Source organism: Kitasatospora purpeofusca (assembly GCF_036010405.1).
Lineage (GTDB): Bacteria > Actinomycetota > Actinomycetes > Streptomycetales > Streptomycetaceae > Kitasatospora > Kitasatospora purpeofusca.
On sequence record NZ_CP108561.1, the window covers coordinates 5,349,918 to 5,371,796 of the forward strand.

Below are 21,879 nucleotides of genomic sequence, written 5' to 3' on the forward strand. Positions count from 1 at the left end.
GGGCTAGTTGGTGCCGGCGCGCCACGTGCGGTGGGCCAGGTTGTAGAGGTGGCGGCCGATGCGGATGCGCTTGCCGACGCCCTGGCAGCGGCGGCAGTGCTTGCCGCGCTTGGGCTTGCCGCGGCGGTCGTAGGCGAGCTGGAAGCCGAGGCCGTCGCACTTGCGGCAGTCGCCGAACGGACTGGCCGAGCACAACGCTGCGTAACCGAGTCCGGCGAGCAGGGTGGCGGCGAGCAGGGTGAGGATCAGGGGGGTCACGGTTGCCTCCGGGGCGGTTTCCGGGGTGCGCGGGGGCCGCGCGCTAGGAGCTAGCGCGCTGATCAGGGCCTATGGGGGCCGCTAGCGGGGCTGCTAGGTCTAGCGGGGCGGCCCGCTAGACCTAGCGCCCGTTCGGGCCTATCCGGCGTCGCGCTTCTTGTCGCGCTCGGTGACGGACTTGAGGATGTCGGCGCGCGTGATGCCGCGCCGGTTCGCGCCCTTGCCGTCCTCGGCGGTGCCCCACACCTGCCCGGTGGCGATGCCGTAGGGCTTGAGCGCGGTCACCAGTTGGTCGGCCTTACCCCGCCCCTCCAGCCCGGCCCACGCCCCGTACGCATCGGGCCGCAGCTCGCCGAGGCGGGCGACGACGGTCTCGGACCACAGCTTCGGCTCGTCGGGGCCGACGACGGCGAGGATGTCGGCGAGCAGGTCGTGGGCCGGGGCCGCCGAGGCGGGCGCGGTGTCCTGCCCGCCGGCGGCGTGGCCGGACAGCAGCCCGGCCTGCTCGCGGGCCTCCCGGCCGCGCTGGGCGATCGCCTCCGCGGCGGGGGCGTCCACGAACACCGAGCGGATGATCTGCGCGTCCGCGCCCTCGCCGCCGATGTAGTAGGCGATGCCCCGGTCTGCCCGGGTGAACGTCGTCGCCCGCACCCCCCGCTTGTAGGCCGAGGTGCCGAGGACCATGTCGTTCTCGACCTGCCCCATGACCTTGAGGCACAGCCGCAGGATCGCGTTCGCGGAGATGCCTGTGGGCAGGGACTTGGCGTCGGGGCGCTGGGTGGCCAGCAGCAGCACGATGCCGGTGGCGGGTCCGCGCTTGACGAGGTCGGTGCAGATCTCCTCGAACTCCGCGCCGTACTTGGGGTGCTCGAACCAGACCTGGCACTCGTCGACCCCGACCATGATGGGGTGCAGCCGCAGGGACTTGGTGTCGGCGAGCTTGCTGGTGACCTTCGACTCCGGGCAGATGTCCCGGGGCAGCGAGCGGATCACCTTGGTGCGCCGGCGCAGTTCCTCGCGCAGTTCGCGCAGGTCGGCGATCGCGTACTCGATGTCCTCCTCGTCGTCCCCGGCCCGGTGGCGGTGGCTGACCTTGTCGCCGACCGGGTCGAGGTCACCGGTGCCCTTGAGGTCGTAGGTGTGCAGCTCGGCCCGCGGGTCGAGGGCGGCGATCAGCAGCAGCAGGCGGAGCAGGAACGTCTTGCCCATCCGCGGCACCGCGCCGATGATCCCCGCGATGAACATCAGGGTGACGGACACCCAGTTCCCGCGCTGGTCGGTCGCGAACGCGATCGGGTCGAACAGGTCGACCGTGCCCTTGCGGGCCAGCGGCCAGGCAGGCTGCTTGGCAGTTGCCATGTCCTGGTCCCCGACCCACAGCACCATCCGGCCGGGGTGCTCGCCCGGCGCCTGCTCCGGCCACACCGTGCCCAGCGGGCGGCGAAGACCGGAGGCGAGCTGACCGCGCCGGCCCATCACGTCCGCCACCTCCACACCGTGCGGCAGCTCCACGTCCGCGCGCCAGCCCGGTCCGTCGCGCATGATCGGCGCCGGGAACGTGATCCCGGACCCCTTGGACTTGGCGGAGGTGATCCCGCCGATCCCCAGCGACTCCAGCGCCCGGATCACCATGTCCGAGGTGAGCTTGGGCGCCTTCGCCTTGACCACCGCGCGGGTGATCAGCGGCTCGTCCACCGGGGCACCGGCCACACCGAGCGCAAGCACCACCGCCGAGGCGAGCACCAGCAGGGTGGCGGTGCTGGTCATGACCCACAGGACCACGACCGCGGCCAGGCCGAACACCGAGGCCAGGAGGCTGATCAGGGAGCGGAGGCGGACGCGGTTGTCGCGCTGGCGGCACAGCTTCAGGTACAGCTCGGCGTCCTCCCGCCGGGCCGCGGCCGCCCGCAGCGGCTGCCCCTCGGCGTCGGAGGTCCACCGGCCGAGGAAGGTCATGGTCCGGGCGGCGCCGCGGGGGGAGCGGGCGGCGAGCTTCCCGACGTAGAGCGGGGTGCGGACCGCGTGGTAGGCGGTGGTGTGTCCGGCGAGGTGGGCGGCGTAAGTGAGTTGGGTCTTCAGCTCGGCCTTCGACAGCAGCCACGCGGGCAGGATCCGGCGGCGCGTGCCCACCGGCAGCGGCAGCGGCGGGGCCGGCCGGTCCACGAACACCGGCGGCTCGTCGTCGCCGTCGTCGGTGTCCGGGTCGGTGTCGTCGGCGAGAGTGGTGGTGGTGGGGCGGCGTTCGGCACGGGCCTTGTCGAGATCGACCACGCCGAGCCCCTCGGCGGCCATCTCCGCCGACAGCCGCTCGAACATCTCGTTCTCGGCGTCGTCACCGGGCACCGGGCCCGGGGTGTGCTGGTTCACTGGGTGTTCCTTCCTCACTGCGATGTGGTGCGGGAAAGGACCCGGGACGGTCGACGCGCCGGCAAGCAGGACGGCCGTCCCGGGACAGTGCTGAACAGGTCAGTTGCCGAGGACGGCGGCGAGGGCGGCGGCGGCCTCCGTGGTGGTGATCAGCTCGCCCTTGAGGTGGCCGCTGTACATGGCGCTGGCGCGGCGTGCGACGGAGGCCGGGGTCGCGGCCGGGGCCCCGTTCACCCACTGGCCGTGGGCGACCAGCTCGTGCGCGGCGTGGCGGGCCATCCGGGCGCGGCTGTCGGCGCGGCGCTTGGCCCGGCGGCGCTCGTTGGCGGCCCGGACGCGCTGCTCGGCGGTCCAGGCGTCCTGCTTGGTGGCGAAGTCGTCGTGGAGCGGGTCACCGGTCGGGCAGGGCTCCATGGCCAGGCACGGCCCGCAGTCGGCGGTGTGCTTGACGGAGAGCTGGAACGCGACCATGTAGGCGATGAACAGCTGGTCGGACACGGGCTTTCCCCTTGTCTCGGCGGGTGTCGGGGCGGTGGTGGCGTCGGTGTTCAGGCGGAGGCGATGAGGGCGGCGGCGGTCTCGAAGGCGTGGTGCCACGCCTGGTCGAGGGCGTAGGCGCCGGTGCCGAGGGTCGGCGCGTAGGAGCCGCCGGCGGTGACCGGGTGCGCGGGGTGCGCCGGGGTCCCCAGCGCGTAGAACGCGCTCTTGCCGGTGGCGCCGGCCAGCAGCCGCAGCGGCTCGCGCCGGTCGGCGGCGTAGTGGGTGACGGCGGAGAGGGCGAGGGCGGCGGCCAGCGGGGCGGGCCGCAGCCGCACCCCGAGCAGGCGCGTTCCGGCGAGCAGGACGGCGCCCTGGGTGGCGGTGTAGGCGGCGACGTGCGCGGCGCAGGCCCGGCGCCCGGCGGCGCTGGACTGGCCCGGGGTGTGGTCGTGCTGGCCCTTGGTGGCGGCCTGGTGGTCGGTCTGGATCCAGTGGTCCGCGACGTCCGCCGATACCCGCAGCAGGGCGTAGACGGCGGCGAACCGGGCAGCGCGAATGCTGGTCACGATGCTCTCCAAAGAGACTGTGGTGCGGGGAAGTTGGGGAGGGTTCAGGCCGCGAGCGGCAGGCCGTCGGCGCAGGGCAGGCAGGTGCCCAGGTGCGCGGGCAGGATGTAACCGGCGTCCGCGCCGCAGGAGGGGCAGGTGCGGCGCGCCGCGTTGGCGGCGGCCAGGGCCCGCCTGCGGCCCGGCGTCATCGGCCGGACCGGCTTGGCCAGGGCGAGGCGGTAGAGGTACGCGGGGCGCGGGCTGGTGGTGAGGCGGGAGCGCCACAGGAGCTGGGCGGCGACGGGCTGTCCGCCGGGCCGCAGGCCGAGGGCGCGGAGCTGGCGGCGGGTGAGCAGGCCGTCCGGGGCCATGCGCCACGAGTAGGTGGGCATGCCGCCGTGCCGCTCACCGGCCGGGTCCCAGAAGCGGGGCCGGCCCACGGCTACTTCCCGGGGACGTCGGCGACGGCGAACAGCTCCACCGGCACGCCGCCGTGCTCGCCGACGGCGACCAGGCAGGCGCCGTGGTGGCAGGCGCGGTAGGCGATGTCGTCCGGGTCGAGGTCGAGGGCGGCGCGCCACTGCTCGAACAGGGCGAGGTTGCGGACGACCAGGGTCACGCCCCAGTCCGGGGCGCCGGTGTCGGTCTCGTAGTCGTACAGCTCGAACTCCGGCTGCGGCATGCCCTCGTGCTCGGCGAGCATCATCATCAGCGCGTGTGCGGCGTCGGCCTGGCTGGCGAGCGTGGTCACGATGCCTGCTCCTTGCTGGTCGTGGTGGCGGGGACGGAGTGCAGGGTGGGACGGGCGTGGTGGTCCTTGTAGCGGGCGGCGATCCAGCCGGCCGACCACCCGGTCACCTCCGCCGCCATGCGCTGCGACAGGCCCGCTGCGGCGGCCGCGGCAGCGACCTCCCGCGCTCGTGCCTCCGGCAGGCGCTCGGCGGCCGGGCCGGCGGCCAGCAGTTCGGCACGGGCCCGCTCGGCGGCCTCCCGCTCACCCCGCTCACGCTCGGCCCGGGCGGCGTGCTCACGGCGCTCACGCTCGCTCGCCTCGTGCTCACGGCGCTCGCGCTCGGCCCGCTCGGCAGCCTCCCGCCGCCCCTGCTCCTCACGCGCCGCGGCCTCCCGCCGGGCGGCCTCCTCGCGCACGTCGCGGGCCATGCTCGCGTCGTGCTCACGCTGCTCACGGGCGAGCAGTGCTTCGTGCTCACGGCGCTCACGCTCGGCCCGTTCGGCGGCCGCGAAGCGCTCGATGCGGTCGGCCCGCTCCTCCCGGCGCCGGGCCTCCGCCTGCTGCTCGCGCTGCTCGCGCTCGGCCCGCTCAGCGGCCTCACGGGCAGCCAGCGCGGCGCCGATCGCCCGCCGGTAGGCCAGCGAGGTCTCCGCCGTGACGATCAGCAGCAGCGGCGCCACCGCGTGGACCGCCACCCCGACCAGGTCCCGGTCCAGGGCGGACAGACCCACGTTGAGCAGGACCGTCATCAGGCCGGTCATCCAGCGCAGCACGGCCGGCCAGCGCCCGCCGTCGCCCTGAAGGCGGGCGAGCGTGGCGTCCATACGCACCACGATCACCACCGCCGCGTCCACGACCAGCGGCAGGATCGGCGCGGTCCACTGCCAGCCCTTCGGGCTGTGGCCGGCCATGAGCGGGGTCACCGTGAGCACGCTGTAGAGGACCGCGCCGAACGTGATCGCCCACGTCCCGGCGGTCAGCGCGCGCTCGGCGGAACGGATCTGCGCGGGGGACATGGCGGTCTTCATCGCGGCCCCCGATCCGCCCGCGGTGAGCGGGTGGTGAGCACGCTCACGGCGCACGTGAGCGTGCTGAGCGCGTGGCAGTTCACGCCGCCACCCGCTCGACGCTGGTGGTGCGGCGGATGACCGCCGGGCGCCGCAGCGGCACCGGCGCCCGGTCCATCAGGCGCTCGGCGAAGGCGGCCAGCGCCGGGTCCTCCCGGCGCAGGTCCACCAGGACGTCGGCCGCAGCGTCCGTCCGGGCCTCGCACTCGCTCTCGCTCTCACCGGGCACCCCGGTGAACAGGCGGGTGAACTCGGAATCCACTCCGAGCGCGAGTTCGGCGAACTCGTCCTCGTTCAGGGCCCGCTGGCCTGCCACAATCCGGGTCCTCTTGCCTGTCACAATCGACCTCACGGGTCTACCTCTTCCTGCTTGGTGGGTGGGCCCGGCGGGGACGGCTCCTCTTCCGGCCAAGGACTAGGGAGCCGTCCACCGCGCAGGGCAAAAGATGGGTTGAACTGCGGATCTAGTGCTCCCGGGCCGGCCCGCCGTTGCCGTACCGGCGGGAGCCGTCGGCGCACCGCACGACGTGGCGCGGACCTCCCCGGAACGGGCTCCACTTCGCGACCAACTTGCGCTCGTCCTCGCCGACCACGTCCAGCGCGCCCGCCGGCCGGGCGGCGAGCAGCTCGTCGACCAGGGCCTCGACGCGGCCGTTGCGGGTCCGGTCGACCACGCCGCCGCCCGTACCGCTGGTCAGGTGCGGCGCGACCTCCCGCGCGGTGTCGGCCAGGTGGCCCATGTCCGGCGCGGGGCGGGTGCCGGCGGGGGCCTGTTCCGCCGGTCCGTGAGCGGAGGAGGCCAAGCAGGGGCCGCACACCGTGCCGGGGCTCGCCCGGTTCAGCCGCGCACCGCAGGTGCTGCAGGAGCGCTTCTCCTCGGGGGCGGTCCGGGGCGCCGCCGCGCTGTCGGCGAGCGCCGCCACACCGACCGCGAGGATCGTGCGCCACTCCTGCTCGCCGATCTCGCCGGTCCACCGCGGCGCCCGCGTCCCGGTCAGCCGACCGATCCGGCACGCCACCGCCCGGCGCCGCCGCTCGACACCCCGGGCCTCCGCCACCCAGGCACCGGCCGACACCCGGCCGGAACCGCTGGTCAGCGATGCCACACGACGGGCGTAGGAACGACCGGTCACGGCCGGAGTGGCAAACGAACGGGACGTGGCGAGCATGGCGAAGCCTCCTGAACAGAAACGAACGGTCGGCCGGGCATAAAGGACGGAGCCTCATTGCTCATAATGAGGTCTTGTCCTCAACTCCTCCTTAGGAGCTGTTGAAGACTATGACGGGTTCTCAGGTAGTCGTCAACTCCTCTTGAGGACTTATGCTGAGCGAGTCATCAACCAGGGACGGTGGAGCCACCATGGCGAAGTTGTACGAGCGGATTGCTGACGGGCTGCGGCAGGACATCCGCTCAGGTCAGCTCGCATCCGGCGAGAAGCTGCCTGCCGAAACTGCCCTGGCGGAGCGGTACGGGAAGAGTCTTCCTACCGTGCGGCAGGCGCTCGGCGTGCTGGAGGCCGAGGGGCTGATCGAGAAGGTTCACGGCCGCGGCAACTTCGTCCGCCGACCCCGGAGGCGGGTCGAGCGGATCAACGAGCGCCACCAGTGGGAGAAGGATCGGGCACGCCAGCCAGAGGAGGTGCGTCGGACGACCGGCGCCACTGAGCATGACACCGGGCTGACCATCGACGACCTTGAGTTCAGCGCGAAGTACGACGAGGTTCCTGCTTCGTCGGACCTTGCAGAGGTCTTCGGTGTGCCGGAAGGTACGAGGCTGCTTGAGCGGAGCTACCGCACGAGCTACCGAGAGGAAGGAGTGCCGTTCAACCTGGTTCGCTCCTACCTCGTCTACGACACCGTGGCGGCCAATCCTGATCTTCTCAACGAGGAACTGGAGCCGTGGCCTGGTGGCACACAGAACCAGCTCTTCACCCTGGGCATTGAGCTGGGGAAGATCACCGAGCGGATCACGGCCCGACCCCCGACCGCCGAAGAGTCGGAGGAGCTGGGCATCAAGGCCGGCGTCTCGGTGCTCGTTCTCCGGAAGACCTCCACAGACACGGAGGGGCACGTGGTCGAGTTCTCAGAGGTCACCCTGCCGGGCGACCGCACCGAGATGGTGTTCACGACTCCCTTGGACAGGTGGTGACCATGATCAACCTCATCTCCGTCATCACGGCTGTGCACGGCCCTGTAGCCGAGCACCTGCCGGATGCGTACAAGTCGCTGCTCGACCAGCAGCTCCCCGACGGGTGGGACTGGGAGTGGGTCATCCAAGAGGACGGGGAGACAGACGCTGTCCGCCCCTACCTGCCTGTTGACCCCAGGGTCAGCTTCGGCCAGGGCCGACACGGCCGCGCCGGCGTCGCACGCACCCTCGCGCTGCCTCGGGCAACAGGCCAGTACGTCAAAGTCTTGGACGCTGACGACATGCTGACCCCCGGAGCCCTGGCACGGGATCTGGCTGCTCTAACGGACCATCCCGGCATTTGCTGGGCTACGTCCCGGGTGCTCGACCTGCTCCCGGACGGGTCGACGGTCGGCTTCGACCAGGATCCACCCGAGGGGCCGGTCGAGCGCGGCGCGGTGCTGGACCACTGGTCGACGCACAGCTACCGTGCGCAGGTGCACCCCGCAACACTGTTCGTCCGGCGAAATGTCTTGCTCGCCCTCGGTGGATGGATGGCCCTGCCGGCATCTGAGGACACGGGCCTGCTGATGGCCCTGAACGCGGTGAGCCGGGGGTGGTTCACGGCGGAGACCGGGCTGCTCTACCGCAAATGGGCGGGGCAGAGCACCAGCCAGGCGGCACATACCCACGAAGGTGAGTGGGCTGCGCGAATGGCCGTGGTCGAGGCACGGGCACGGGCCCTGGCGGCCCTTCCCAGCTGGCGTATCGACGCCTGACCCAGAACGCAGAACGGCCCGGGGCCGACAGCCGCAGCTGTCGGCCCCGGGCCGTTTGGTCTCTTACTCCTCCGCCCTGCTACCGGGAAGCAACAGGCCGCGGGCGGAGTGCTGATCACCCTCAAAGCGCCCACTCACGCCTAGGTCAGCCCGCGCGCGCTGGTGGAACCGGTTGATGGCAGCAAAAGCCGCAGCGTTCAGCCGGCGCCAGTCGTCGAGCGTGCCGTCCACGACGCCTCTGGCCTGCCAGCCGATCGCAGCCGTCGCCTCCTGCACGGAGTGCGCCGCGTTGACCACGTCGTCTTCCGCCAGGAGCATGACCCGTTCAAAGGCGATCGCTTGAGCGGCGCCAGCCTCGGTGAGGTCCATCGAGAGATCATGCTCGCTTCGCGGCATGGTCCGCATGCCCGCGCTGACCTCGTAGAGCAGCACGTTGGCGTGGATGACCGCGCGCACCTGGCCGATGTACTCGGCGTAGGCGTTGAGCTTTGCCTCATCCCACCGAACGCGCCGAGTCTCCCGCCGCCGGCTCCACTCAATCAGCTGGTTGGTGGCGTACGTCGTCAGTGAGCCCAGCAACACGGCAGCGATGGTGATCAGCTGCGTAGTGGTATCCACTTGCCCCCGTCATCCCCCTCTGGCGAATCGACCAGATCGCGGAAGATCATATGGGGAGTGGCGGAGCCTCCGGGTCTCTGCCGTCCCTGCCCGGAGGAGCATGGACTTGCTGACGGGGCCCGGCGGCCGGGCGCGCGCCGTTCAGTCTCACTTCTAGTCTCAGTCCACCGCGCCTGCTCCGGTCCGTGGTCGTCCAGGAGGCCCACTGACCTGGGGTGCGGACGAGGGTGGACTGTCACGGACTGTGATTGGGCAAACTCGTAATGCGTAGGTCGCGGGTTCGAATCCCGCAGGCGGCTCTAAGGGAAACCCCAGGTCAGGACTCTGACCTGGGGTTTTTCGTCTTGTCTGACCATGAAAAGGGCTCGAATCGAGCCCTGTGGGGCTATGCATGGAGTGCGTAGGTCGGGACTTATGGACACTCAGTAGTAGCGGGCTCAATTTGGGGTGCTGACCTGCGGGTTTGTGAAGGAGTGCGTCCCATCCGACGTACCATCGGTCGGCAGGTGGGGCCAAGGTGCGGCCATCTGTGTAGCGAGGCTGCTGGCGAGGGGTGCGGAGGTCATTCTCGCCAGGCATCCTTGAGCATCGATTTTGTCGATATCTGATAAGTCGGCTGCTGTGATGCGGAGGTCCACGCGCGGCCCAAGGCACGAGAGTGCGCGGCCGGTTGCTTGTTGGCCTACCGGGAGTGACTGTGCGAGGCAGGCCGGTCTCACAGGGGGTGACGAGGAGGTCTTGATCGCCGACGCAATAACGACCTGGTGCGTGATTGCGGCGCCGATGTGGCAACCTGAGCCGCCGTCGCTGTCAGGTGGTGGCAGCGCGGTCGGAGACGAGGCCGGCGACGGCGAGGTAGGTGGCCGGGAAGGTGCCGTGGCGGTGGGTCCAGCGGGCCAGTCCCTTCCAGCGCTTGTGGTCGGCGAGGGCATGCTCGACGGGAATGCGCTGGGAGAAGTGGTTGTGGCGGGCCTGCTCCCGGGCCTCGTGGACTTCCGGCGCGGCGATCTTGTTTGGCTTCTTCGGCGGTGTGACGGCCTTGCCAGGATGATCTCTCCGGAGGCCCAAGTAACCATCGTAGAGGAGCACTTGGGCCTTGGGGGCTGACGGAAGAGGTCGTCGATGCCTTTGCCCGTAGCGCGCTGGTGTCGTGCATGCGTTCGGGGCGAAGGCTGCCAGCCCACAGGGTGCGGCCCTTCGCGTCGGCGACGACGGTGGCCTTCATCGTGTTCTGTTTCTTCTTGCCGGAGACGAAGGCCCGCCGCCCACCACGATGAGAGGCTGCGCGGCGGACCTGGATCTCGGTGGCGTCGAGCTGAAGCACGACGCCCTCGGCCTGGGCGTAGGCGAAGACGTCCGCCAGGGTCTGCAGACGGACCCCGGGACGGTCGGGCACCGCGAAGCCTCGGGCGGCGAGCAGGCGCCTGACCTCGCCGACCGCCCGGCTGATCGTTGAGCGGTCGACGCCGAAGAGCAACGCCAGGACGGCGTGCGGCAGGTCGTGGCGCAGGTGGATGAGCGTGGCGCCCACCCGGCCGACGAACACAAGCCGATGCCGGGAACCCGCACCGGCTGCCCGTTGCCGCGCTCCACCACGGGCAATGTCACGCCAGCCCTCGACCACGGCCTGCCACGGAGCGGCCAGTTCGGCGACCAGATCCGCGAGGTGCCGCCGCGAGATGCCGGTCAGCACCCGATGGCCGAGGACCGCACGATTCACCTTGATCTTCACAGCGTCAGATCACTGCGCCCACAACGCCGCTGGTCACATCGGCGCCGCAATCACGCACCAGGTCGTTAGGCAAGCCTCACCGTTGCAGCTCAGAAGGCACTTTCGCGTTTCCGATGATCCCGACGCGACCCCGGATGAAACGCGCAGGTTAACGTCCACTGACAACCAAGGTCGGCACGTCCCGCCGACCAGACGGATCGGAGAGTACGGGCGAGTGCAACCTCACCGCCGCGCGAGCGCTGTACCGCCTGGTTCGCGACAGTTCGTCCCCACCTGTTCCTCCGATTACCGACTTCCGCCGATGGATCCGGACAGAACGGTCCTCGGCATGTCAATCAGAAGTTCGTTCACCAGTCGCTCAACCGATTGTTGGCGGCCTGTCCCCTGTCGATCCATGGCCCGGCTTCGTCCTCGACAGGCAAGAGGCCATTCGGCCAATTTGAAGATGCCGACTCGTTACTGGTTGAGGGTCGCTGGTGGTTGCTTTCCCCAGTCCTGGCATGCTTTAATCGATGCAGATTTCTTCCGGGGGGTGGAAATGGCGATGCTTGGGTGAGGGTGGCTCGGCAGAGTTCCGCCACTTTGCGAGTTGATTGCCCCCCGGCGGGGTCTGCTTCCGTGTCGGAAGTAAATCCACACCATAAAGGGGGAGTTTATGGGAATCTCGCGATCTCTTCGTGCAACTCTGGCCGGAGTCGCCGCCGCGTTAGCGATAGGCGCACTCTCGGGGCCCGCCGCGTACGCGAACGGTGCGGACAACCACCAGAGTCCAAACGCATGCAACGCTCACACCGAGAGTGGTTTTGACTTCACTCTCTGGTACAACTCGTCGTACTCCGGGTCCCATCGGAACTTCGGATCGGGTGTAAACAACTTTGCGGATGAGCCCTACGGCGGCTCGTTTCCGAGCGACGAGCCGCAGCCTCTGTACTTCTGCGACGGCTGGGGTAACGGCTCGAACGCGGGGGTCAAAAATAACGCCGCTTCCGCACAGAACCGGAACACGCGGTACAGCGCAGTAGTTTTCTACAGCAGCTGGTGCCAGGGCGCTCGGGACACGCTCACTCCGTTCTCGAGCTGGTTCAAGCTGAAGGAGACCTACAACAACAACGCATCTTTCGACTGGCGGTGACGGGTTTCGTGGCGGGCGATATCATCGCCCGCCACGGAATCTTCGAATGCTAAGTCATGACTTCTGGCGCCCTTGAACGAAATGATCGGATATTCGTAATGCTGATTGGTCGACGAGGTTTGGTGGCACTGGGGGCTGCACTGATATGTGCTTCGGCTGCCGGGTGTTCTCAAGGTTCACCGTCTTCGGATACCCGTCCGGGGTCTGTGCCCAAGTCGGGTTCGTCGGCCGATGGGAAATCCCGCGCAGCAGACTTTGACCGTGCGAATCCGGCGACGTGGAAGCTTCCGTTGGAGGCCTACCTCATGACCGACGACGAGCAGAGCCAGCTGGGGCGGGCGATGAGCGCGCTCACCGAGGACTGCATGCACAAGGCCGGGTACGGCAGCTGGAGTCCTCCGCCGGAGCTGCCCAAGGCGGGGCCCAAAACCCTCACGGACCTGCGATACGGCATCCATGACGCTGCGCTCGTCGCGAAGCGGGGCTACCACCCTGACGCCGCAGAGAAGGCGGCGCATGACGCGGCCGTCGAGGCTGCGATCGCTGCCCGTCCCGAAGGGGTACCGGTGGCGGCCGAGAGGACTTGTGGTCAGCAGGGCAAGCAGAGGATCGGTGACGCCCAGGCCGGCTTTCAACTCGCCGAGCAGCTGGCCAACGGGGCCTTCACCAAGGCGAAGAAGGAGCCCGACGCCGCCACTGCCTTCGCCCAATGGTCGAAGTGCATGAAGGAGAGCGGCTACAACTACCTTGAGCCGCTCGACGCGGTGGACAACCCGAAGTTCGGCCGTGATGTGACCAAGGAGGAGATCGACACCGCGCTGGCCGATCTCAAATGCCGGGACCGGACCAATGTGGCCCTGGTGTGGTACGAGGCTGAGGTGCGCCTTCAGAAGGCCGAGCTTGAGAAGAACGCCCAGGCACTACAGGAAGGGCGCGCCAAGCTGGACACGGCGATGAAGAACGTGAACGCCGTCCTGGCCGGCAAGCGCTAGAGGAGCGGTCGGATGACGCACGGCAGTTCTCCCGCCCCCGATGGGGATGACGTCGGGAAGCCCCAGACGGTGGTCTCGGCGTCGGACGGTCGCCGCACCCGGTCCGGCACGCGTCGGAATGGATGGTTGGTCGCCGTCGTGATCGGTTCGGCCCTCGTCGGCGCGGCGGGGGTGGGGGCCGCCGCGTTGCTGAAGTCACCGGCGCAGGTGGCCGCGGAGACCGCTCCGCCCGCCCCGGACACGTTGACTGCGGAGGTGGAGCAGCGGGTGATTGCGGACACCCTGGTCACCCGCGGAAAGGTGACCGCGGCATCGGCCGCGGAGATCTCGGTGCCGGCGTCCGCGGGGGCTCCGGGAACCCGCCCGGTGGTCACCAAGGTCAAGGTCCAGGCCGGAGACCAGCTCTCCTACGGAAAGGTGCTGTTCGAGATCTCGGGTCGGCCGGTGTTCAGTCTTCCCGGCGCGTTGCCCGCGTATCGCGACCTGCAGACCGGTTCCAAGGGTGAGGACGTCGCCCAGCTCCAGAAGGCCCTGGCCTCACTCAAGTACCGCACTGCTCCGGACATCGCAGGGACGTTCGGAGCGGGCACTGAACGGGCGGTGGTCGCCTTCTACAAGTCGATCGGGTACAGCCCCGTCCGCACTTCGGCCGGCGTCCCCGAGGACAAGCCGGGTGGGGTGAGGACCGTCCCGCCAGCCACGAGCGACAAGGGGGGCGATACGAAAACGCCCTCGACCGGGACACCCGCCAGTACTTCCGAACCCCAGACCGTCGTGACCGTGCCAATGTCGGAGGTGGTGTTCCTGGGCGCGTTGCCCGTGCGTGTGGACACGGTCTCGGCCGCAGTGGGCAAGGCCCCGGCCGACAAGATGCTGACCGTCTCCGCCGGTTCCCCTGTGGTGGTCGCCGAGGTGTCAGCCCAGGAGAAGTCGTTACTGAAGGAGGGGCAGCCGGTCGACATCCTCTCCGAGGACAGCGGGTTGAAGGTTCCGGGAGTCGTTCAGGCCGTCGTCGATGCGCCGCCGACCACCAAGGGCGACCAGCAGGGTCCGGCTGTCGGCTACTTGCTGCGTGTGATGCCCAGCAGTCCCCTACCCGCCGAACTCGCCGGTAAAGAGGTACGGATCTCCATCACCGCTTCCTCTACCGATGGGGCGGTCCTCGCCGTACCGTCCGCCGCCATCTCGGCAGGCGCGGACGGCCAGACCAGCGTGACCGTACTCGGCGCCGACGGACACCTCCGTCGGGTGCAGGTTCGCCCCGGTGCCTCCGGAGGCGGCTTCGTTGCGGTGACGCCCGGCGCCGGGGCAGTACTGACGCCCGGTGACAAGGTCGTGGTGGGCAGCACTCCATGAACCCTTCACCGGTCATCGATCTACGCCGAGCCGGTCTGACGTATCCGGGACCACCTGAGGTGGTGGCGCTGCGTCCCTGTGACGTGACAGTCCAGCGGGGTGAATACGTCACTATTGTCGGGCCCTCCGGCGCGGGAAAATCCACCTTCCTCAACATCATCGGCCTGCTGGACGAACCGACGTCCGGCAGCTACTTACTGGACGGCATCGACACGGCGGCCGTGAAGGACGCCGAACGCACCGCGCTGCGGGGCACGCGCATCGGATTCGTCTTCCAGTCCTTCCACCTGCTTTCCCACCGCACCGCCCGCGAGAATGTCGAGCTGGCCATGGTCTACCAGCGAACTGCGCGGGGATCGCGCCGGCAGCGCGCGGAACAGGCCCTCTGCAGGGTGGGTCTGGGGCACCGGCTGGACGCACTGCCCTCCCGACTGTCGGGCGGCGAGCGCCAACGGGTCGCGATCGCACGGGCGCTTGCCGCCCAGCCCTCGCTGCTGCTGTGCGACGAGCCGACAGGCAACCTCGACTCCCAGACTGCGGCCTCCGTCCTGGATCTCCTCGACGGCCTGAATCGGGACGGCATGACAGTCGTCGTGATCACCCACGATGCGGAGGTCGCCCGCCGCGGTCGGCGGACGATCACCATTCGCGATGGCCAGGTGCTGGCATGAAACTTCCCCGATCCCGCATGTCTCTGCGCGACCTCGGGGCAGAGGCCGCAGCCGGCGTCATGCAGCGCCCGGCCCGCTCAGCACTCACTGCCGTCGGTACCGTCCTCGGCGTCGGGGCGCTCATCGCTGTCACCGGCCTGACCAGTACAGCCGCCTCCCAGATCGACGCCCGTTTCAACCAGTTGACGGCGACCGAGGTGACCGTCGACGACATCGGGCCCAGCCTGCCCGGGCAGCCGGGCCCGGCCTTCCCCGCCGACGCCGACGCACGGGTGGAACGGCTCCACGGGGTGACCGCTGCCGGCGTCTCCTGGCACGTGCGGCTTCAGCCCGGGCAGGTCATCGCAAGCGGTCCTCCCGGAGCCGCCTACGCTGTCACGGACCGTCAGGCCCAACTGACAGCGGTCTCCGCAGGAGCCCTGCGCGCAGTCGGCCCGACCCTCCAACAAGGCCGTGTCTACGACAAGTTCCACGAGGAGCACCGCCAACGCGTCGCCGTCCTCGGTTCGGCTACCGCCTCCCGTTTGGGCATCACCAACCTGCAGGGCCAGCCCGCCGTGTTCATCGGCAGTACGTCCTTCGTCGTCATCGGCATCCTCGCAGACGTCCAACGTCGCCCTGATCTGTTGACGTCCGTGATCATTCCCCGTGCCAGCGCCCAGGACCTCTGGGGGGCGCCCGTCGACGACCCGGCCAAGATGCTCATCACGACCCAACTCGGCGCGGCCGCCCAGATCGCCTCTGAGGTGCCCCTCGCTCTGCGTCCTGACCACCCCGACTACCTGCGTGCGATCCCACCGCCCGACCCCCGTAATCTGCGGTCCGGGGTGGAGAACGACCTCGGACAGCTCTTCCTCCTGCTCGCGGCCATCTGTCTGGTGATCGGCGCCGTAGGAATCGCGAACACCACCCTGGTCGCCGTCCTGGAACGTAGCGGTGAAATCGGATTGCGTCGGGCATTGGGCGCGAGAGCCCGGCACATCACCGCCCAGTTCCTCGCTGAATCCATGGCCTTGGGGCTGCTGGGTGGTGTGGTCGGAGCATCACTCGGGACAGTGACGATCGTCGCCGTTGCGACCGTCAAGCAGTGGACTCCGGTGCTGCACCCGGCCACCATCGCCACTGCCCCGCTCCTGGGTCTCGTCACCGGCCTGCTGGCCGGCGCCTACCCCGCCTGGCGGGCCTCTCGAATCCAGCCTGCCGAGGCGCTGAGACGGTAGCGCCCTCCACGGCCGGGCTCAACAGCCGGCAAGCACTGGACTCCCAGCCCCAGCCCGCCGCGCTGGCTGCGGCCTCCGCGCCCGGCCTCGCCACCGGACTGCCCGCCGGCCTTTACCCGGCCCGGCGGGCATCCAGAATTCCGTCCGCCGAGACACTGCGGCGCTGAGCGCCTGCCCGACTACGGACCTCATCCTCGCGCGAGGCGCGACACGAACCTCCCGCCGCACCGATCCTCAACGATCGCGGACCGCGGGACCGACCACGCGCTATCTGCGTGGCGACAGCACCGAAAGAGGGGACTCTATGAGGATACGACCACGTGCCAGATCCGCAGTTGCCGTGATGACGGCCGCCCTGGTGTCGGCATCGATATTAACGGGCGCAGGCGCCCGAGCTGAGAAGCCAGAGACGTCCGCTTCCGCGGCGGACCCGTCAGCGGTGGCCCCGGCCAAGCGGGGGGAGATCCTGGGCAAGGGCTGGGAGAAGTCCGCCGACCGGGCCTGGAGCACGAGCGGTGACGCAGACGGCTTCCACATCCTCGCAGCCGACGCCAAGGCCGGCTACGACTGGCATACCGTCACCACGCTGCGCGAAGCCGGGTTCGACGCCGACCAGTGGATCGGCAACGCGTGCGTCACCGGATCCGGCAAACGCGCTGTCGTCGTCTACGCGCCGCGCACGTTCACCAACAAGACCCAGCTCATGGCGCGCGGCGGTTTCACCGCCGTCGTCGACCTCGACAGCGGCCAGGTCACCAAGCTGGGCGTGCAGACCTCGCTGTCCTACTACAACCCCGGCTGCGGCGTCGGTGAGACTGCCGTCCTGACCCAGTCGCCCGGCGAGGACAAGACAACCACCAGGCTGCTGCGACTCGACACGGAGAGCGGCACGCTCAGCGCGCCGATCGAGGCTTCCGGCCAGCTCACCTCAGCCGTTCCCGTCAAGGACGGCAGCATCGTAGCGGCCGAGGGCGCCGAGGTCGTCAAGGTCGGCGCCGACGGCACACGCGCCGCCCTCGTACGCACCGACTCCGTGCCGTACCGCATCACACCGGACGGCGACGGCGGCGTTGTCTTCCTCGACTCGGTCAACGGCTCCAGCGGCACCGCACTCCCCCGTACCGCAGATGCCTTGCCCGCTACGGCTGCGATGACCACCGAGGCCAAGCGGATCACAGCGGCCCAGGTCGATACGGCGGATGCCGGCCGCACCAAGCCCGAGGTACTCGCAGAAGGACCCCTGACGGGCACGGGCGTGACCCGCAGCCAGGGCGCCGTGTACGTGACCGGCGCGACCAAGCAGGTCGCGGCCAAGCTTCCCGGCGCGGTACACCTGCTTCCCAAGGCGTCCAAGGACGCGACGGTGTCGACCCAGGGCCAGTCCGTCCTCAACAAGACCGCTTGGGCGGACGGCAAGGACTCCCGCGTCGAGGCGTCCGCCGACCGTGCCCGGCCGGTGGCCATCGACATGACGGTCATCGGCACCGGTCGTGAGACCGCGTTCACCGTTGATCCGGCCGCAGCCACCGCCCCCCTCGCTGCACAGGGGAGCTCGCCGTCACCGGCCCTGCCCCAGCCGCAGGCATCGGCCGCCGTCGGTACCTCTCCCGGATCACCCACCGAGACCGCCGAGTCGGACCGAAGCTGCTCCGTGCCGCGCAACGACCCGCGCAACCAGGCGATGCAGCCCAAGCCTCGCCAGGTCGAATGGGCCGCCGACCAGTTGGTCAAGGGCACCATGACCCTCAGCCGCCCGGCGAACTGGAAGAACCTTGGGATGCCGGCGTACCAACCGACCGCACTCTTCCCGGCCACACCGCTCAACGGTGGCGGCCAGATTCCCGTTCAGGTCCTTCTCGGCATCGCAGCCCAGGAGTCCAACCTGTGGCAGGCGGCCCGCAGCGCTGTGCCGGGCGAGACGGCGAACCCCTTGATCGGCAACTACTACGGCCTCCAGATCTACGACAGCACCACGGCCAACGACTGGGACATCGACTGGTCCAAGGCGGACTGCGGCTACGGCGTCACCCAGGTCACCGACCACATGCGGCTCGCGGGTCGCGAGGGTGACAAGGGCGGAGCGGCCTGGGACTACCAGACGCAGCGCGCCGTCGCCCTCGACTACACCGCGAACCTGGCCGCTGGCATGCAGATCATCACCGACAAGTGGAACCAGACCCGCAGCGCCGGCCTGATTGTGAACAACGGCAACGGCGCGAAGATCGAAAACTGGTTCTTCGCCCTGTGGGCCTACAACTCCGGCTTCTACCCGCAGGCGGACGCCGGCTCCAACGCAGGCAAGTGGGGGGTCGGCTGGGCCAACAACCCCGCCAACCCCGAGTGGGACGAATCTCGGAACCCCTTCCTCGAGGACAGCCTCGGCAACAACCACTACGCCGACGCCGCGCACCCGCAGAACTGGCCCTACCCCGAGAAGGTCATCGGATTCGCCGGCCACCCCGTCGAGGGCCTCGAATCGCCCGGCACGACGGTGGCGGGCTTCCGCGCCGCCTGGTGGAACGGCTCCGGCGGCACCGCGGCGATCGTCGGAACGGCCGCCTACAACCGCGCGAAGGCCAAGCCTCCGATCAGCATGTTCTGCAGCGCGGACAACAACTGCGACCCCACCAAGATCAGCACCGGCGCTGCTAACGCGCTCGGCCAAGGACCCTGCACTCTGGCCGACCTCCATTGCTGGTGGAACAAACCCGTGCAATGGAAGACCGACTGCGACTACTCATGCGGAAACGAGTTCGTCCGCTTCAACAGCACCTACCCCGAAGAACCCGACGGCACCGCCTACCCGCCCAACTGCTCCACAAGCGGCCTGCCCGCCAATGCCAGAATCGTTGACGACGTTGCCGACGACATCCCCTCCGTCCGGCCCGGCTGCCCCCGCACATGGACCCACGCCGGATCCTTCTCGATGGACTTCGGCCCTGGGGAAACCATCAAGGACCAGAACGGCGCCCCGGCCACCGGCTGGCCAGCCAAGATCGACACACACCAACTGGGAGCCGGCTTCGGCGGGCACCTGTTCTTCGCCCACACCCGCGCCGACGACGCCAAGGGCCAGCGCCTCAAGGTGACAGGTACCTGGTCCTTCACAGACCGGATTGCTGGCTTGACCGAAGTATTCGTGCACATACCAAGCCACGCCGCCCGGACGGCAAAGGCACGGTACGAGATAGAGACTGCGTACGGAAAGCAATACCGGGAAATCAGCCAAGCCGGAACCAGTAACCGTTGGGTGTCCCTGGGCACCTACCGTTTCGCCGAAGCACCCAAGATTCGGCTCACCACCATCACGGCTGACGGAACCGGTGACCAGGACATCGCCTTCGACGCTGTTGCTGTCGCTGCGACCGAGGCCGACGCCTCAATCATCCCCAACATCACCCTCCCGGCAGATAACCCCAACGCCCCGGACATCGACTACTCCGCCGGCGGAACACCGATGGACATCGGCGGCGGCCCGAGCGGCCTCGCCAAGAGTGCGCCCAGCTCCGAGCCTCAGTGCTCCGATGTCGCCGACAAGAAGCAGGCAACGCTCTGCGTGACCGCCAGCCCTGTCAGTGCGCCGGAAGCAAAGGCCCTGGCGGCGCAGTCTTCCTCCTTTGTTCCTTGGTGCGAAACAACGCCCGGTAAGCATATAAACCGTTTCGAGGGTTGCTTCTGGGAAACCATCCAGGTGACCCTGAAATTGAATGGCAATCCAGTCGGCACCTCAAGCTGGCTCGCCCGCCAAGAAGTAAAACTGTGGGAGAACGAATCATCGTTCAATCAGACGATGGCCATCCAGCCGATCGTCATGGACCCCAAGCTCGTATCGCTGGCAGTGAACCTAGTGCCGTCCTGCCTTCCGACCCCCGAATGCAGCACCAGTCAGGTGTACTGGAATGGATTGACAGAATGGCTCCCCGACGATAAGCATGTCGCCACCGCCAGCTTCAGCAACTCGTGGCAGAAGGGAAGTGGTGACTACAGCAATCTTATGCTCGGATGGAACCTCTTCTTTACTTCTCCCGTAGCCACTCCGGACAATGTTCTCTGGAGCGAGATCGATGCAAATGTGCGGTGCGACCAGCGGCCCTCTGGCACCGGCTTCAATGTGGGCTGTGTTTTTTCTCGATACACGCCAACTTTCACGGTGAATACCGCGAAGCACCCCACCGCAAGCGCGATGTACTGGGTACTCATGAAAAAACTCCCTTCCCACCCGGGTAGCAAGACAGCGAATTCACCGCTCCATCGTGAGACGGATCAGGGTGTCAGGGATAGCAATCGAGACAAGGTTTGCCCCACGAGCTATCCAAGGGACCCGCTTGTGCCCGACTCGACTTGCGACGAATACCCCTTCGCTTCGACGAAGGAAAGTGGAGGATCCACAATCTCGTCGGGCAATCAGTGCGTGCAGTTCACCGGTCCCCAGAAGCCGGATGGGACCTGGGAACTCAAGGCCGACCCTCGGTATCCCTCGCCCACTTGGTCCGAGATCTGTGGGCGCGGATCCATCACCCGCACGCATAACGTCGAAGCCGGACAAGATCTCGGCGTATTCTACGGAAAGCAAAGGGTGAGGGAAAACGATCCCTTCTACGTCGACACACCGGGTTTTGGCAACTGCACTAACGTGGCGTGTGACGTTCGGTTCTGACCGGCCGCCAATCAGTTGATCGTGGTGTCCCGTCCCCCGGCGGATGTTGCCGTCGGGGGACGGGACACTGCTACACCACCAGGAGGAAATCCATGATCGGGACGACAGACCGAATGCGGGTGGACTACGCGCAGTACTACCTCTACGGAACGAACTACGTCGAAGGGGAGGACCACAATGCCCTTGAGAGGGTCAGGATGGGAAACAGCGTCGCCGCCGCTGCCCCCGACCATCTGACCGTGAGCTGCGGAACCCACGCGGGCGCCATCCGACTGTCGGTCGAAGGGCGCATGGACCCGCCCGGGCCGCCCGAGGCGGACTGGGAAACCGTCGTCGACCTGAGCCTGTTCAGCGCCACAGGAGAACTCGGCGTCCAGCCCTGGGGGGGCCAGGCTGCGGACGGAGGGGTCCGTGGAAACCTGGCGGTCGCCGGCGCGGGCTGGTACCGCGTCCGGGTGGAGACACGCGGCCGCGACAAGGGACGCGCACTCAATGTCGCCAACCCCTGGGTCGAGGAACATCGCCTGACCCTGTGGCCCGCCCCACCTGCTCCCGACCACGTGCACCGCGTCACTGACGAGGTGGGCAAGGCAACCTACGACCCCATGCGACCGGCCGACCTCCCGATCCCCCCGGCCTCCTCCGCGGACGAATCCCTTCTTCGTGCCTGGGCCCGGTCCGCAGGTATTGCCATCGACGACAACAAACCAATTCCGCAATCCGTCCGTGCCCTGGCGGTTGCCGCCGGAGTCCTGCCGACACACCACGAGCCGTGAGACGCAGCCCGAAGAGCTCACGGGCGCGACACACGCTCATTTAGCGGGTGCCCGACGGGCGGGTTCCACTACCGTCGGGCACCCGCTCGGGCGGTCTGCGTGTCCGCTGCCGCGGGCAAGCTCCTTGCGGTCCGCTTCCGCGTACTCCTCAACTCCGGTGGCCAACTCCAGCAGGGCGGCTCTGCGATCAGGAGCCGGTGTGGTGTTGGCGGCTCGGCGGCGGTCGGTGGCCAAGGCGGCAGATACTCTGGCTGCCGCCACGAGGTCGCCGTGCTCCCGGAAGGTGTCCAGGATGCGCCCCTAAGGCAGCAGTGTTACTCCCGGGGCATCCAGGCGCAGGCGGGCCAAATCCGGGCGAGAATCTC

Annotated in this window: 20 protein-coding genes and 1 pseudogene; 9 read left to right on the forward strand and 12 right to left on the reverse strand. The window is 68.7% G+C overall.

Annotated elements, in window-relative coordinates:
* Positions 1-3 precede the first annotated feature (3 nt).
* The 9 genes from OG715_RS23745 to OG715_RS23785 all read right to left on the reverse strand — a co-directional run bounded on the left by OG715_RS23745 (position 4) and on the right by OG715_RS23785 (position 6,559).
* Positions 4-249, reverse strand: a complete 246-nt coding sequence (locus OG715_RS23745) for a hypothetical protein (RefSeq protein ID WP_407661126.1) — start codon at positions 247-249, stop codon at positions 4-6.
* Between the two features lie 147 nt (positions 250-396).
* Positions 397-2,574 carry a cell division protein FtsK gene (locus OG715_RS23750; RefSeq protein WP_266271802.1) on the reverse strand — a complete coding sequence of 726 codons (2,178 nt, stop codon included), beginning with the start codon at positions 2,572-2,574 and terminating at the stop codon, positions 397-399.
* Positions 2,575-2,724: 150 nt separating this feature from the next.
* Positions 2,725-3,123, reverse strand: coding sequence for a hypothetical protein (locus tag OG715_RS23755; protein ID WP_266270879.1), 399 nt, complete (start codon positions 3,121-3,123; stop codon positions 2,725-2,727).
* Between the two features lie 50 nt (positions 3,124-3,173).
* The gene (locus OG715_RS23760; protein ID WP_323182155.1) at positions 3,174-3,671 is read right to left on the reverse strand and encodes a transcriptional regulator; all 498 of its coding nucleotides are present in this window, start codon (positions 3,669-3,671) and stop codon (positions 3,174-3,176) included.
* Positions 3,672-3,715: 44 nt separating this feature from the next.
* Positions 3,716-4,045, reverse strand: a complete 330-nt coding sequence (locus tag OG715_RS23765) for an RRQRL motif-containing zinc-binding protein (RefSeq protein WP_266271804.1) — start codon at positions 4,043-4,045, stop codon at positions 3,716-3,718.
* 50 nt (positions 4,046-4,095) lie between these two features.
* Positions 4,096-4,404 (reverse strand): hypothetical protein, encoded by a 309-nt coding sequence (locus OG715_RS23770; protein ID WP_266270880.1) that lies wholly within the window; start codon positions 4,402-4,404, stop codon positions 4,096-4,098.
* Entirely contained in the window at positions 4,401-5,402 is a 1,002-nt protein-coding gene (locus OG715_RS23775) for a DUF2637 domain-containing protein (RefSeq protein WP_266271805.1), read from the reverse strand. Before OG715_RS23775 ends, OG715_RS23770 begins: the two co-directional genes overlap by 4 nt.
* 91 nt (positions 5,403-5,493) lie before the next feature.
* The gene (locus OG715_RS23780) at positions 5,494-5,769 is read right to left on the reverse strand and encodes a hypothetical protein (RefSeq protein WP_266270881.1); all 276 of its coding nucleotides are present in this window, start codon (positions 5,767-5,769) and stop codon (positions 5,494-5,496) included.
* A 148-nt stretch (positions 5,770-5,917) separates the two neighbouring features.
* On the reverse strand, positions 5,918-6,559 hold the full coding sequence (locus OG715_RS23785; protein WP_266270883.1) for a hypothetical protein: 642 nt from the start codon (positions 6,557-6,559) through the stop codon (positions 5,918-5,920).
* Between the two features lie 254 nt (positions 6,560-6,813).
* Here OG715_RS23785 and OG715_RS23790 point away from each other — a divergent pair, with 254 nt between their 5' ends.
* Both OG715_RS23790 and OG715_RS23795 read left to right on the forward strand, forming a co-directional pair.
* Complete coding sequence (locus tag OG715_RS23790; RefSeq protein WP_266270885.1) at positions 6,814-7,602, forward strand: GntR family transcriptional regulator; 789 nt, start codon at positions 6,814-6,816, stop codon at positions 7,600-7,602.
* Between the two features lie 2 nt (positions 7,603-7,604).
* Entirely contained in the window at positions 7,605-8,360 is a 756-nt protein-coding gene (locus OG715_RS23795) for a glycosyltransferase family 2 protein (RefSeq protein WP_266270886.1), read from the forward strand.
* A gap of 63 nt (positions 8,361-8,423) precedes the next feature.
* Here the strand turns inward: OG715_RS23795 and OG715_RS23800 are convergent, their stop codons facing one another.
* The 3 genes and pseudogenes from OG715_RS23800 to OG715_RS42460 all read right to left on the reverse strand — a co-directional run.
* Positions 8,424-8,978, reverse strand: a complete 555-nt coding sequence (locus OG715_RS23800; RefSeq protein ID WP_266270888.1) for a hypothetical protein — start codon at positions 8,976-8,978, stop codon at positions 8,424-8,426.
* Between the two features lie 810 nt (positions 8,979-9,788).
* Entirely contained in the window at positions 9,789-10,046 is a 258-nt protein-coding gene (locus OG715_RS42455; RefSeq protein WP_266270889.1) for a transposase, read from the reverse strand.
* A 118-nt stretch (positions 10,047-10,164) separates the two neighbouring features.
* Positions 10,165-10,524, reverse strand: a pseudogene (locus OG715_RS42460) (transposase family protein); the annotation flags it as partial.
* Here OG715_RS42460 and OG715_RS42465 point away from each other — a divergent pair.
* From OG715_RS42465 to OG715_RS23835, 7 genes are all read left to right on the forward strand, one after another.
* Entirely contained in the window at positions 10,468-10,779 is a 312-nt protein-coding gene (locus tag OG715_RS42465) for a hypothetical protein (protein WP_266270890.1), read from the forward strand. The pseudogene OG715_RS42460 and the gene OG715_RS42465 sit on opposite strands and share 57 nt — an antisense overlap.
* A gap of 1,368 nt (positions 10,780-12,147) precedes the next feature.
* A complete protein-coding gene (locus OG715_RS23810; protein ID WP_266270891.1) occupies positions 12,148-12,834 on the forward strand; it encodes a hypothetical protein in 687 nt (228 codons plus the stop codon).
* A gap of 126 nt (positions 12,835-12,960) precedes the next feature.
* Positions 12,961-14,190, forward strand: a complete 1,230-nt coding sequence (locus OG715_RS23815; protein ID WP_266270892.1) for a peptidoglycan-binding domain-containing protein — start codon at positions 12,961-12,963, stop codon at positions 14,188-14,190.
* Positions 14,187-14,861 (forward strand): ABC transporter ATP-binding protein, encoded by a 675-nt coding sequence (locus OG715_RS23820; RefSeq protein WP_266270893.1) that lies wholly within the window; start codon positions 14,187-14,189, stop codon positions 14,859-14,861. Before OG715_RS23815 ends, OG715_RS23820 begins: the two co-directional genes overlap by 4 nt.
* The gene (locus tag OG715_RS23825; protein ID WP_266270894.1) at positions 14,858-16,081 is read left to right on the forward strand and encodes an ABC transporter permease; all 1,224 of its coding nucleotides are present in this window, start codon (positions 14,858-14,860) and stop codon (positions 16,079-16,081) included. Before OG715_RS23820 ends, OG715_RS23825 begins: the two co-directional genes overlap by 4 nt.
* Before the next feature lie 343 nt (positions 16,082-16,424).
* Positions 16,425-20,738 carry a golvesin C-terminal-like domain-containing protein gene (locus OG715_RS23830; RefSeq protein ID WP_266270896.1) on the forward strand — a complete coding sequence of 1,438 codons (4,314 nt, stop codon included), beginning with the start codon at positions 16,425-16,427 and terminating at the stop codon, positions 20,736-20,738.
* A 92-nt stretch (positions 20,739-20,830) separates the two neighbouring features.
* Positions 20,831-21,514 (forward strand): hypothetical protein, encoded by a 684-nt coding sequence (locus OG715_RS23835; protein ID WP_266270897.1) that lies wholly within the window; start codon positions 20,831-20,833, stop codon positions 21,512-21,514.
* Positions 21,515-21,879: the final 365 nt, after the last annotated feature.